Annotated in this window: 11 protein-coding genes; 5 read left to right on the forward strand and 6 right to left on the reverse strand. The window is 54.4% G+C overall.

Annotation, left to right across the window (positions count from 1 at the left end; all coding sequences use genetic code 11):
• Positions 1-62: 62 nt before the first annotated feature.
• Together LVD14_RS06785 and LVD14_RS06790 are read right to left on the reverse strand one after the other, a co-directional pair.
• A complete protein-coding gene (locus LVD14_RS06785; RefSeq protein ID WP_237133271.1) occupies positions 63-689 on the reverse strand; it encodes an Hsp20/alpha crystallin family protein in 627 nt (208 codons plus the stop codon).
• 99 nt (positions 690-788) lie between these two features.
• Positions 789-1322 carry a CC0125/CC1285 family lipoprotein gene (locus LVD14_RS06790; protein WP_237133272.1) on the reverse strand — a complete coding sequence of 178 codons (534 nt, stop codon included), beginning with the start codon at positions 1320-1322 and terminating at the stop codon, positions 789-791.
• Between the two features lie 241 nt (positions 1323-1563).
• Here LVD14_RS06790 and LVD14_RS06795 point away from each other — a divergent pair, with 241 nt between their 5' ends.
• A complete protein-coding gene (locus LVD14_RS06795) occupies positions 1564-2739 on the forward strand; it encodes a S1 family peptidase (protein ID WP_237133273.1) in 1176 nt (391 codons plus the stop codon).
• 63 nt (positions 2740-2802) lie between these two features.
• Here the strand turns inward: LVD14_RS06795 and LVD14_RS06800 are convergent, their stop codons facing one another.
• The 3 genes from LVD14_RS06800 to LVD14_RS06810 are packed head-to-tail and all read right to left on the reverse strand — an operon-like array spanning position 2803 to position 5682.
• Positions 2803-4233 (reverse strand): NAD(P)(+) transhydrogenase (Re/Si-specific) subunit beta, encoded by a 1431-nt coding sequence (locus tag LVD14_RS06800; RefSeq protein WP_237133274.1) that lies wholly within the window; start codon positions 4231-4233, stop codon positions 2803-2805.
• Positions 4234-4533, reverse strand: a complete 300-nt coding sequence (locus tag LVD14_RS06805; protein ID WP_237133275.1) for an NAD(P) transhydrogenase subunit alpha — start codon at positions 4531-4533, stop codon at positions 4234-4236.
• A 12-nt stretch (positions 4534-4545) separates the two neighbouring features.
• Positions 4546-5682 carry a Re/Si-specific NAD(P)(+) transhydrogenase subunit alpha gene (locus tag LVD14_RS06810; protein ID WP_237133276.1) on the reverse strand — a complete coding sequence of 379 codons (1137 nt, stop codon included), beginning with the start codon at positions 5680-5682 and terminating at the stop codon, positions 4546-4548.
• Positions 5683-5912: 230 nt separating this feature from the next.
• Between LVD14_RS06810 and LVD14_RS06815 the strand changes: the two genes are divergently transcribed.
• Positions 5913-7157, forward strand: coding sequence for an acyl-CoA dehydrogenase family protein (locus LVD14_RS06815; RefSeq protein WP_237133277.1), 1245 nt, complete (start codon positions 5913-5915; stop codon positions 7155-7157).
• 14 nt (positions 7158-7171) lie between these two features.
• Positions 7172-8317 (forward strand): acyl-CoA dehydrogenase family protein, encoded by a 1146-nt coding sequence (locus LVD14_RS06820; protein ID WP_237133278.1) that lies wholly within the window; start codon positions 7172-7174, stop codon positions 8315-8317.
• A gap of 37 nt (positions 8318-8354) precedes the next feature.
• On the opposite strand, the gene LVD14_RS06825 is transcribed toward LVD14_RS06820, so the two are convergent.
• Positions 8355-8597 (reverse strand): hypothetical protein, encoded by a 243-nt coding sequence (locus LVD14_RS06825; RefSeq protein ID WP_237133279.1) that lies wholly within the window; start codon positions 8595-8597, stop codon positions 8355-8357.
• A gap of 144 nt (positions 8598-8741) precedes the next feature.
• On the opposite strand from LVD14_RS06825, the gene LVD14_RS06830 reads away from it, so the two are divergent.
• Positions 8742-9428, forward strand: coding sequence for a zinc metallopeptidase (locus LVD14_RS06830; protein WP_237133280.1), 687 nt, complete (start codon positions 8742-8744; stop codon positions 9426-9428).
• A gap of 510 nt (positions 9429-9938) precedes the next feature.
• Positions 9939-13355: a TonB-dependent receptor domain-containing protein gene (locus tag LVD14_RS06835; RefSeq protein ID WP_237133281.1), complete on the forward strand. Its 3417-nt coding sequence runs from the start codon at positions 9939-9941 to the stop codon at positions 13353-13355.
• Positions 13356-13459 lie beyond the last annotated feature (104 nt).

A 13459-nucleotide genomic window follows, 5' to 3' on the forward strand; every position in this document is an offset into this window, starting at 1 on the left:
ACCGCTCTGCGCTGGCTGCATAACTTGTCTGCAGCATAACAGGCAGTGCACTGGAGATTGGTTCATACCTTGGGCAGGGTGATGATAACCTCGTTGTCCGTTGCCTCTTTGCTCATGCCCAGACTGTCAACGGGCCGATTCAGCGTAAATTGCCTGGAGAACTGACTGCTGCTGAAAAAGCGCTGAGTTGATCCGTTAGCGGTTTCGTTGACTTTAGAGCTGATAGCGCCACTGACGGTCAGGCGCTGGTCATCAACTTCTGTGTTCAACTCCAGCTCGCTTCCTTCAGGTACCGTGATACGGACCCGGTATGCCTCTGTGTCTTCCTCGATACGGATATCCGGCTGCGCAGTTGTGGCAGAGAACAGGCTGCCACGTTGTGCCTGGCCAAAACCGAGGGTGGCGCCTTGCATCCAGCGATCAATCTGCTGCTGCATGCGGTTCATTTCAGCAAACGGGTCCCAGCCGGTCATAGGCGCCGACTGAGTCAGAGGAGGATTTTGGGGGATGTCCTGCGTTTCCAGACGACGCAGCCAGCCCGGCTCAGAGGATGACGACGTATCGCGCTGGACACTGCTCATGTTGTCAAGTTGTTGTTGCAGCTGCCAATTGGACCAGGCCAGCCAGGCGGTAAGCGTCAGGCAAAGACCCAGTCCGGCAGCCATCAGTGTGATGATGCGACTGTTCATGGGTATCAACCTCGTTGTTTATCCAATTGGACAGATAAGGTCTGTCCTCAGGATTTCAAGAGGCTGACACTGAATGTGGTAGCCGCAGTAATAGTCTGATCAGACTTCGGGTTTCAGTCTGGAATACAGTTCCTGGGCATCATAGGTGTTTTGGCCGCTCGGACGCTCACCGTTGCCCATGCGGATTTCCATGATGACCTCGACGGTACTGCGTGAGTCTCCCATGGTTGTCACACCAGCTCCATACTGTGGCACAGGGCGCTGATAGGTTGTACAGGTTAACAGACCACAATCCTGAACGGTTGCGTACCGGGCGCTTGAGGCAGATACGGAAACGGATGGCTCGGACTGCTGGTTGTTGACCAGCGTGTCGCGACTGGCGACGTCAAACCAGTCATAGCCCTTTTCCAGGGTCAATTCGCTGGCGCGCAGCATGGCATAATCCATCGCGCGGCCGGCATCGTCGCCGCGGCCTCGGAACTGAACGCGATACTGGTCCTGTGACAGTTCGCGGTGCGAATATCCATAGCCGCCATTCTCGGCAGCGCGGTAGGCAGGCTGCGACGCGCAGGCAACCAGCAGGAAAGTAACGCCAGTTAAAAGCATCAGTTGGCTGATTTTTCGTGTACTCATTGTTATGCCTCCAGTGTGCATAGCGTCTGTTAGTCTCGATACGTTAACGGACGGGGACGCGGATCTATTCCATAGCCCGAGACGTCAGGAGCCGGTTGCAGGCAGGCCAGAGTGCCTCAGGATTCGGCCGCTTCTTGACCTGATGGTCCTCATCTAGGACTATGACCCTTGTATTCATCAGACTCGCCCTACCGCCTGGTACTACTGATGTGCCCAATTCGCTATTAATAAGGAAGGAATCATGAAAAAAATAAGCCTGACAGCATTGGCGTTCTGTTGCTCGGTCATGCTCTTGAATGGCACCCATGCACAAACACAAACAAGAATCATTAATGGCAAGCCTGCCTCGACATCATCCTATCCATGGATGGCCAGCCTGTTTATTCAGGGTGGCAAGGACAGTGAGAATGGTGGTGGTTGCGGCGGAAGCCTGATAGCGCCCGGCTGGATACTCTCTGCAGCACACTGTTTTTTGAACACAGCGGGTGATGCCCTGGCAGACGATCCGGCATCGCTGGTGACAGTCACTCTTAACTCGGACAACATCAATAACGTGAGCAGTGGCGCCGTCGTGCGCTCCGCCAGTCGCGTCATCATTCATCCGAGCTATAACCCCGACGCAGAGACCAGCCCGAACGCCAATGACTTCGATATTGCGCTGGTGGAGCTGGCCTCCCCGGTCAATCTGACACCGGTAAAACTTTTCACCGGTGCGTTGCCGGCCCACATCCCCACCATCGTTGCCGGTTGGGGCGCGACAGTGGGTGACGGAACGAGTCCTTCCGACGATCTGCTGCAGACGCAGGTAATTACTGTTACGACACCGGTGTGTGAAGCAGCCCACGAGGGTTTGATCACATCTAACATGTTCTGTGCCGGCAGCTTTGCCGATATCGACACATCAGACACCTGCCAGGGAGACAGCGGAGGACCATTGTTCGTTAAGCTGAATGGTAATCAGGGTGCGCTGCAGATTGGCTTGAGCAGTTTTGGCGGCAGTGAGACAGCGAATTGTGGAACACCGGGATCACCTGGTGTCTATGCAAAGATACCGGCGCTGTTCAGCTTCATCAGTGACAATGTAACGGGCATCACAGTAGTTGATTCGCTGGCGGAGGTGCGGGCAGATATCAACGTCTACGACCCGGTTGCAGATCTGGTGACCATTCCCAAGGTGTATGTGGATAAAGTGAACTACTCAGTCACTCTGAAGCATACCGGTAATCTGAATTTCTTCCTGGCCAGCGCCGCAGAGAACACCAGCGACAACCCCGACGCCGTGCCGTCATTTTTTGATGGCGGCAACAACAAGCTGATTCTTCCGCTGGTGCGTGTGGGCGCCGAGACCTTTAATGTGACCCTCCGACACCTGGGTGAATTCAAGTTCGCAGTTGAGAAGGCCGATCTGGTTCAGTAGAGAGGCGCGTCAAACTTGTTCGCGCCCCCTATAATTCCCAGAGCCCTATGGGCTCTGGGGTGCTTACGACAGTTCCTTGACCGCCACGATCAGTTCATTAGCCACTTTCTGTCCGTCACCAAACAGCATACGGGTGTTCTCCGCAACAAACAGCGGGTTTTCGACACCCGAAAAGCCAGTGCCACGACCGCGTTTAACAACAATGACATTCTCAGACAACTCAGCATGCAGAGTTGGCATGCCAAACAGGGGGCTGTTGGGATCTTTTTTGGCGGCTGGATTGACCACGTCATTGGCGCCAATTACCAGCGTTACTGTGGTATTGGCGAAATCGGCGTTGATGTCCTCCATGTCGTAGATCAGATCGTAGGGAACACCCGCTTCAGCCAATAACACGTTCATATGGCCTGGCATGCGTCCTGCGACCGGGTGAATGGCAAACTTCACTTTTACGCCCTTGTCAGTTAACAGCTGAGTCAGTTCCCAGATCTTGTGCTGCGCCTGCGCAACTGCCATGCCGTAACCCGGCACAATGATCACCTGACTGGCATAAGCCATCATGATGCCGGCATCCTGTGCCTGCACTTCTTTTTGAGTGCCACCGTCTTCGTCCCCAGACGCCTGAGCGGAATGGCCTGTTCCAAAGCCACTGAAAAACACATTCGAGACCGAACGGTTCATGGCTTTGGCCATCAGGTGAGTCAGCAGGGTGCCGGCTGAGCCGACCACCGTGCCGGCGATGATCATTGCCGCATTGCCCAGCACATAACCCTCGAAGCCGACCGCAAGCCCCGTCAGGGCGTTGAACAGGGAAATGATCACTGGCATGTCTGCGCCGCCAACCGGCACCGTGATAAAGATTCCCAGCACCAGTGCTATCGCAAAGAAGGCAATGATCAGATTGAGGCTGCCGTTTGTGTAAACACTGACCGCCACAGCCACCAGCACGATGGCCAGTATCAGATTGATCAACTGCTGCTGTGGCAGCAGACGATTGCTGTTCAAACGACCATCCAGTTTGGCCCAGGCGATGATGCTGCCAGAAAAAGCAATGGTGCCAATGATGGCGCCAAGAATCGCCAGGATCGTCACATCGGCGCCCAGGTAATCCGGCACGCTGCTGGCGTAACCTCCGCTTACTGCAGCCTGGGCCTTTAGCAGTTCCACTGCTGCAATTGCGGCAGCGGCACCGCCACCCATGCCGTTGTACATGGCGATCATCTGTGGCATGTCAGTCATCGCCACGCGCTTTCCCGTGTACCAGGCATAACCTCCGCCCAGTGCAATCGCGATTATGATCAGAATGACATTGGTGGATGCCTGTTCATTGCCGGTGATCTCTTCTGCGGCAAAGGTGACAAGTGTAGCGACCACCATACCCGCGCCGGCCCAGTGAATGCCGCGCCGGGCGGTGACTGGCGAACTCATCTGCTTGAGCCCGAGAATGAACATGATGGCTGCCAGCAGGTAGCTGATCTGAATAATAAGTTCCATTTATTTTTTGTCTCCCTGCTTGTTTGTGCTCTTGAACATTTCCAGCATGCGCTCAGTCACCACATAGCCGCCAACCGCGTTGCCGGCAGCAAGTAACACTGCTATAAAGCCTATGACCTGTTGCGATGTGGTTTCTGCAATGCCAAGCGCGATCATCGCGCCTACAAGGACAATGCCGTGAACGAAATTGGAGCCCGACATCAACGGGGTGTGAAGAATCACCGGCACACGGCTGATGATTTCGAATCCGGTAAAGCCGGCCAGTAGAAAGATGTAAATCGCTGCGAGTCCTTCGATCATGTTGTTCTCCCCCTAGTTAGTGCTTGCCTGCAGTCGCTCTTGCACTGCATCGTTGATGATGTCGCCAGCGTGAGTGATCAGGCTGTCTTTGAGGATCTGATCGTCCAGATCTATCTGGAGCGAGTCCTCTTTGATGATCAGGCCGAGCAGATTGAACAGGTTTTTTGCGTACAATTCACTGGCATGGTTGGGTACAGTTGATGGCACGTTAATCGGTCCATAAATGGTCACGCGGTTATGCATCACGGTCTCACCCGGTCGGGTGAGTTCGCAATTACCACCACCCTCTGCGGCCAGATCCACAATCACCGCGCCGCCTTTCATGTTGTTGACCATGTCTGTGGGAATAATGCGGGGCGAGGCGCGGCCGGGAAGGGCGGCAGTACAGATAACGACATCCGATGCCGCAACGTGGCGGGCGAGGATCTCCTGCTGTTTTTGCTTTTCTTCCTCGGTCAGTTCCCGGGCATAGCCGCCGCTGCCTTCAGCCTTGATGTCGATATCAACAAATCTTGCACCCAGTGATTCAACCTGTTCCTTGACGGCAGCGCGTACGTCATAGGCTTCGACCATGGCGCCCAGTCGGCGTGCCGTGGCAATTGCCTGCAGGCCGGCCACGCCGGCACCAATGACCAGTACTTTGGATGGACGCACAGTACCCGCTGCGGTGGTCAGCATGGGGAAAAACTTGCCAGACAATGAGGCTGCCATCAGGACGCTCTTGTAACCGGCGATTGAGGCCTGAGATGACAACGAGTCCATTGCCTGGGCACGGGAGATGCGGGGGATCAGTTCCATTGAAATGGCGCTGATCTTCTTGTCCCGAAGCAGCTTGAACCGCTGCGTATCTGACCATGGGTTCTGATATCCAATCATTATGCTGCCATCGCGCAGTTTTTGAAGCTGGGTCTCGGTCAGAGGGTTTACAGTTAAAACGACATCAGCTGTACCGAGTAGCGAATCGTCCGGACATATACTTGCACCTGCAGCGGTATAGTCCTCATCGCTGAAGCCGGCATGCTCACCAGCCAGTGTCTGAACTTGAATGGTAGTTCCGGCAGCGATCAATTTTTTGGCTATTTCCGGGACCAGTGCTACCCGATTTTCGCCAGTCCTTATCTCTGCAGGGACGCTGATAACGTTCGACATCCTGAGTCTCTCCTTGTTGTTATTGTCATTCAATGGACAGATTATCATCAGCATAGTTCATCGGCACCTCTCCTGTTATAGAGCGACAGATTGATCAGACGGACAGCCCGATCGATGCGCCTATTAAATCCATGAATTAGTAGCTCGGCAGACATAGATTCTGCTGATTTAACACCTTCTCCTTGGTACACTCTGGGCATGTAAAAAGACACTTACCAAGGAGGTGCCCCTTGCAGGATCTGGAATCATTCCGCGCGGAAACCCGTGCCTGGCTGGAAGAAAACTGTCCGGCGTCTATGCGCACGCCCATGCCCGAAGATGAGGTGGTCTGGGGTGGGCGCAATGCCGAATTCAAGAATCCGGACAGCAAAGTCTGGCTGGACCGAATGGCGGACAAAGGCTGGACCACGCCGACCTGGCCGGCCGAGTACGGTGGTGGTGGCCTGAGCAAGGCTGAATCGATGGTGCTGGCGGAAGAGATGCAGCGCATCAAGGCGCGACCACCGTTGGTGAGCTTTGGCATCAGCATGTTGGGACCGGTGCTGCTGGAAATGGCCACCCACGAGCAGAAGCTGGAGCATATTCCCAAAATCGTCCGCGGTGAGATCCGCTGGTGTCAGGGATACAGCGAGCCGGGTGCCGGTTCGGACCTGGCCGGACTGGGCACCAAGGCTATCCTGGACGGCGACGAATACGTGATTAATGGCTCCAAGATCTGGACCTCCTATGCTGATAAGGCTGACTGGATATTCTGTCTGGTGCGCACTGATTTCGAAGCGCCCAAGCACAGTGGTATCAGTTTTATTCTGTTTGATATGGCCTCACCGGGCGTGACCACCAAACCCATCAAGCTGATCAGTGGCAACTCGGTATTCTGCGAGACCTTCTTTGACAATGTGCGCGTGCCGGCTGGCAATGTCGTCGGTCGCCTCAATGACGGCTGGACCATAGCCAAGCGTCTGCTCCAGCATGAGCGCACCATGATTTCCGGCTTCGGGCTTAGCAGTGGTCGCAACAACCGTGGCGGTCTGGCTGACTCACTGGCGCAGACAGCCATGTCGTATCGGGGTGATACCGGCAAACTGTCCGATCCCGCCCTGCGCGACCAGATCGCCCAGTTCATGATAGACAGTGAGGCATTCTCACTGACCTCGCAGCGCTCGGCGCAGGAAGCCAAACAGAGCAAGGGGCCGAATGCGACGTCGTCAATGCTGAAGAATTACGGCTGTGAACTGAACAAGCGGCGTTATGAGCTGGCGCTGAAAGCAGCAGGCACCCAGGCGCTGGGCTGGGAGTCACTAACCGAAGACGGCAGTGACTTCAGTGCACGAGAGCTGGATACCACCAGACAATGGCTGCGCTCGAAAGGCAATTCAATTGAAGGAGGCACCTATGAGGTACAGCTGAATGTGATTGCCAAGCGGGTATTGGGCCTGCCAGACATGACCTCCATGGTCGCCAGTAACAAAAAGTAAGGGAGGACTTTTACATGTCATTGGTACTCAACGAAGATCAGCTAATGCTTCAGGAATCAGCGCGTGATTTTTGTCGCGAGAAAGCAACTGTCGCGGTATTACGAAAATTGCGCGACGAGAAAGACCCGCGCGGTTTTTCAGACGAGCTGTGGCAGGCCATGGTGGGTCTGGGCTGGGCCGGTATGGCCATTCCGGAGGCCTACGGTGGTTTTGAGTTCGGTTATTCAGGGCTGGGCATTGTGCTTGAGGAAACAGGGCGCACCCTGGTGCCGACGCCACTGGTGTCAACTGTGCTTCTATGCGCGACGGCCATCAACCTGGCAGGCTCAGATGCACAGAAGGGTGAATTGCTGCCGAAGGTCGCCGCGGGTGAAGCTGTCCTTGCCTTCGCACTTGAGGAGGGGGCTCTTCACAGACCGTCGAATATCGCTCTTGGCGCTGAAAAAACCGCTGACGGATATACTCTCAACGGTCACAAGGTGTTTGTCCTGGATGCACATGTGGCCGAACACTTTGTCGTGGTGGCCAGAAGCAGTGATCCGACAGACTCAGAGGACGGCATCAGCCTGTTTGTAGTCGATGCGGCGACGCCGGGTATTTCGGTGCAACAGCTGAACATGGTCGACAATCGCAATGCTGGCAATGTCAGGTTTGACAATGTGAAAGTGCCGGCTGACGCCTTGATGGGCGCAGAGGGTCAGGGCAGAGCTGCGCTGGAGCGCACACTGGACATCGGCCGAATTGGCCTGGCTGCAGAGATGCTGGGTGGTGTGCAGGAGGTGTTTGAGCGCATCGTTGACTACCTGCAGCAGCGTACACAGTTTGGTGTGCAGATTGGTGCCTTTCAGGCTTTGCAACACCGGGCAGCGATCATGTACTCCGAGATAGAGCTGTGCAGATCGCTCGTGCGCAAGGCCCTGCTAGAGCTTGACCGTGGAGATGATGCGGAGGATATCCCTGCACTGGCGAGTATGTGTAAAGCCAAACTATCCGAGGTCTACGAGCTCGTCAGCAATGAGGGTATCCAGATGCACGGCGGCATCGGTATGACCGACGAGTTTGATATTGGTTTCTTTATCAAACGCGCACGGGTGGCTCAGCAGACCCTGGGGGATGCGAGCTATCACCGCGACCGCTACGCTTCCCTGCGCGGCTTTTGACGGCGTCACCAACTGCCGGGCCCGTGGTGTACAGCCATCAATGCTGTGCCCTGCGGGTCTTGGCCTGCTTTACCCGTGCCTTGAGCTTTTGCCGGCAGGTTACCAGTAACAATCGGCGAAACAGCTCCTGCAGATCCTGATCAGAAATCTCGGAAGTATCCGGGCTATTGCTTACTTCGTGACCGGCCCAGTCCAGGCAGGTTTCCTGAGAATCGGCGTCAACCACCTGCAGACTGGGTTTGCCGTCATTGATGCTGGCGTAAATGTAATATCCTGTCATGCTAACCTCTCTTGTCTGATATGGACCGATAAATGTCCTGGTTAACCGTTGGCTGGCTTCGTGTCGATGCGGCTGGCTATGTTAATGAGAATCATTATCATTAGATTAATTGCACAATTCAAGCCCTTGTGAGGAATTTACTGCATGGTTCTGGCAATACTGGGTCTGTTCCTGGCTGCGCTGGTGTTTGCACCCCAGCTATGGGTCAAGCAGGTTATGCGTAAACATCATCGGGAAGTTCCCGATATGCCAGGCACTGGAGGAGAGCTTGCACAGCATCTGATTCAACGCTTTGCGCTGACCGGTATCGGGGTGGAAGAGACCGATGAGGGGCGGGATCATTTTGACCCGCAGGCGCAAATCGTTCGCCTTGGCCCGAGCAACTTCCACGGTCGATCCGTTACGGCTGTGGCTGTAGCCGCTCACGAAGTCGGACACGCAATTCAGTTTCATCGCCGCGAGTCCATCTTTGAACTGAGAAGCAAATACATGCCCATGGCGGCGCGGCTCAACAAGATGGGCATCGCCTTGATGTGGTCGGTACCGGTCGCCGCTTTGGTGCTGCGTTCGCCAATCGCCATCGGGACTGTCATCGGGCTGAGTGTGTTGCTGCAACTGGCAGGCGCAATGGCCTACCTGATCGTGCTACCCGAGGAGTGGGATGCCAGTTTTAACAAGGCTTTACCCATACTGGTAGAGGGAGAATATCTGGATGACTCCCAGATTCGCAGTGCGCGGCAGGTACTGAAAGCAGCCGCCCTTACATACTTTGCTGGAGCTCTGGCCAGTGTCGTCAATATTGGCAGATGGTTGATGGTGCTGCGCCGATAACTTCCAGAAATTCTGCAAGAACTTTATTTAATTAAAGTGGTCTATCCGTGGTGTCGATAATAAAAGGGACACCTGCGATTTTTATACGTCATCACGTCGGTACGTCGAATGACGTAGTCGCTGGAATCATCTACGTCATAGGCCTAATAAACTGTAATTTCTAAGTTAAACGCACACCTTTTTAGTTGACGTATAAGTAAAAAAGCTAGTTAACCAATGAACGTAGAAATGAAATAATATAACTGCTCGTATCTCGCCTAAGTTATTGTTTAATAACATAAAAACATAATTCAATGCACAATAAAGTGGCTTCGCATATCCGCGTTGCCTCTTTTTGAAGCACGCTGTTTTTCTCGCGCACTCTTTCTGAACCATAAGCCTTTGATATTTATCATGACTCATTAGCTGGTACGCAACTTGCTAAACCTCGTTCGATGATTTGAATTGACTCTGATCACGTCCTGGCAGGGAGCGTATCAATTACTGATTGTAATGAGGCTAATGAAAGATATGAAGAAAACAACTACTACTGTAAGACGTCAGCGACTTCACACTGCGATCGCGTTGCTGATGAGTGCGACTACCGTGCCATCACTCTACGCACAAGAGGCGCCGCAGATTGAAGAGCTGGTCGTTACAGGCAGCCGTATTCAGAGAATGGATAACGCAACCTCTCCGCAGCCCCTGTCTGTGATCAGCGCCGATGATCTCACCAGTTCGGCTAGTATCGACATTGGCGAAGTGTTGAATGAGAACCCGGCTCTGCTGTCTTCAGTTACCAGTACAGCATCAATCGGCAACTCTGCGCAGAACGTGGGCCGTGCCAGTAACGTTGGTGGTAGCGCGCTCAACCTGCGCGGCCTGGGCTCCCAGCGTACTCTCACGCTGGTTAACGGACGGCGTCACGTGTCTGGTATCGAAGGTACCTCTTCTGTTGATGTATCAACAATTCCATCGGCGTTGATTGAGCGTGTAGAAGTACTGACCGGCGGCGCGTCTGCCGTATACGGTGCGGATGCGGTGACTGGTGTTGTCAACTTTGTACTTAAGGACGATTTTGAAGGTGTAGACATCGACTTCAGAACAGGCATGTCTGGCGAAGGCGATGCGGAGACTAACAGCATACGCGCGCTGCTGGGGCGCAACTTCGATGCCAATCGCGGTAACGTGAATCTGTCATTGCAGCACGATTATTCCGCAGGTCTGCGAGCTGGCGATCGTGATTTCCTTGCCAACGGAGGCCGCGCAACGGGCGATGTCAATCCGCTGCTGCGATTCCAGAAGGGTGACATTGACCCCAGCACAATGCCTAACCTGGCGCGCTACTACAATTTTGACAACACTGGCCGATATCCATTCGGCGCACGTATTCCGACAGCAACAGCTTTTGGCAATAGCTACAACTCAGCCTTTGGTGCGCAACCTACTTTGACCTCAGCTGAACAGGCTCTCCTGGACCGCATTAACTCGGCGTCACCACGTGCACTGCTGCCTGGTCGTACCTTTAACATCACTTCCCCTTACGGTGTGGTAGCACTGGGTGACTTTGGTACCACAATAGGTCTGGGTCAGGAACCTGACCTGGACGGAAACGGCACTGGTGACTGTCTGGACAGCTTCACCGGTTACAACTCGAGCCTGGACGGCACAGCTTCATTTGGCGCAGCCGGTGGTTGCTGGATTATTGGTGAGGATGGCAGCCTGAATACGTATCAGGACGGTCTGGTGGCAGGTAACTTCAACCAGTTTGGTGCGGCCGGATCTTACATCGCGCCGAACCGCCCGTTTGTTATACCTGAGGATACCAAGTGGGCTGTTAACCTGAACGCCAACTATGATCTTACGCCAACCACAACAGCGTTTGTCGAGACCAAGTACGTTCGTCATGATGTGACTTTCGGTGGCGGCGGAAACCAGGCAACCGACTTGTTGTATGGTGCGCCGGATAACCCCTTCCTGCCTGCACAGCTGGCGCCATTTGCCACTAATCCAGGCGTGGGCTTCGTTGGCCCGGGCGGACTTTACATTTCACGTGACTCCGACGACTGGGGGCACAATGAGTCCTACAACGAGCGTACTACCTACCGTCTGGTAACCGGTCTGCGCGGCAGCTTCGACGATCTGGGTCTGGATTACGAAGTCTCTGCCAACTACGGTAAGTTTGAGCGCACTATGGAGTCTCCGTTTACGCCGATTACTGACCGCTTCTTTGCGGCCATCGACGTGACAACTGACCCGGCAACAGGTCAGCCGGTTTGTCGTTCGGATCTCGACCCGACTGCCTACCCGCGTACCACACCATTTAACTTCCCCGCCTACCTGGGTGGACGTGCAGTGTCGCCGTTCTTCACCTTCGCACCTGGTGACGGCCAGTGCCAGCCAGCCAATATTTGGGGCGGCAAAGGCTCAATCAGCCAGGAAGCCATCGACTTTTTCTCTTACACACGTACCGTTGAAGAGAGTATTGAGCAGTCGGTCGTAATGGGTTTTGTAAGCGGTTCCAGTGCCAACTGGTTCTCTCTGCAGGGTGGTCCTGTTTCATTTGCAGCCGGTGGTGAATGGCGCGAAGAGAAAAGCTCACAGTCCTTCGACAGCTACGATCAGGGCATTATCCAGGTCAGCGGTGTAACGCCGCAGGGCACCAGCTTCAGTCCGGGAGACTGGGTAGGTGACGTCAGTGCCGCAAAGAGCCTGGGCAGCTCACCCGGTAACCGGCTGCTGAATACCAGTGCCAAGTATGATGTATGGGATATGTTTGTGGAAGCAGAACTGCCCATTCTGGCCGGTCTGCCCCTGGCAGAGACACTGACAGTTGATGCGGCTTTCCGTCGTGCTGACTATTCGACCTTTGGTAGCAACGATACTTACAGTGTTGGCGGTGTCTGGGCGCCCGTCATGGACTTCCGTATCCGCGCCAATTACAGCGAAGCGGTACGGGTACCTAACCTGTTCGAACTGTATTCGCCAGAGCAGGGACAAAGCTTCCGTCCCAATGATCCCTGTGATGCATCGCAGATTGCCAGTGGCCCGAATCCGGCCCTGCGACAGGCTAACTGTGTGGCCGATCTGACCGCCAATGGTGTACAGCAGTCAAAAATCTTCGATGCCAACGGGAACTACATTTTCGTAGACCCGCTGTCAGCCGGATTCCCGGGTGTCGTCGGGGGTAACCCAAACCTGAAGCCGGAAATTGCTACCACGGAGACGGTTGGTTTTGTATTCCAGCCGCGATTCCTGGAAGGCTTCACGATGAGCATGGATTACTGGAACATCGAAATTGAGGAGGCGATTGCCGAGATTTCTTCTCAGAACATTGTGAACAGCTGCTACGACGCGGCATCAATCAACAACCCGTTCTGTGAATTGATTCAGCGTAACAGCACTTCAACATCAGCACAGTCCGGCGGTTTTGTCTTCCTTCGTCAAACCCAGCTGAACTTTGGTGAAGCGTTGGCAGAAGGTGTTGACTTGAACCTGTCATACCGCTTTCAGCTGGCTGACTACAACATCTCCTTGAGCACTAACGTGACCAAGCAGCTGAAGCTTGACTTCGTCGAGCCCACCAACCCGGGCGAAGAAGCTGTCGTTGACGAAGACCTGTTGGAGATGCGTTCGCCAGAATATGCTGGACAGTTGTCTGCCACCGTTGGTCGCGACAACTGGAGTATCAGTCTGCGATCACAGTATCTGAGCGAGATGGCGCTGACAGGCCCAATTGAGACTGCAGTCCAGAACTACGGTGAAGGCATTTTCACTGACGAGTTCTACTCACACAACCTGTCGGGTAACTACCAGTTCAATGATACCGTGCGTTTCTATGGTGGTATCAGCAACATTACCGATGAAAAACCGTTCATAACTGAACGTGCCTATCCAGTGAGCCCGGTTGGCCGCTCCTACTTCCTGGGTATTAACGTCGCACTCTGATAGAGCCTCTCCTGGTGCTACTGCCCGCCGCTGTCAACTCTCCTGTTTATTGGTGAGTTGGCTGAGGCGGGCAAGTAGTTTCCGGCTTACCAGCCTCAGCGCAG

The organism is Pseudohongiella sp. O18, from assembly GCF_021729085.1.
Taxonomy (GTDB): domain Bacteria; phylum Pseudomonadota; class Gammaproteobacteria; order Pseudomonadales; family Pseudohongiellaceae; genus Pseudohongiella.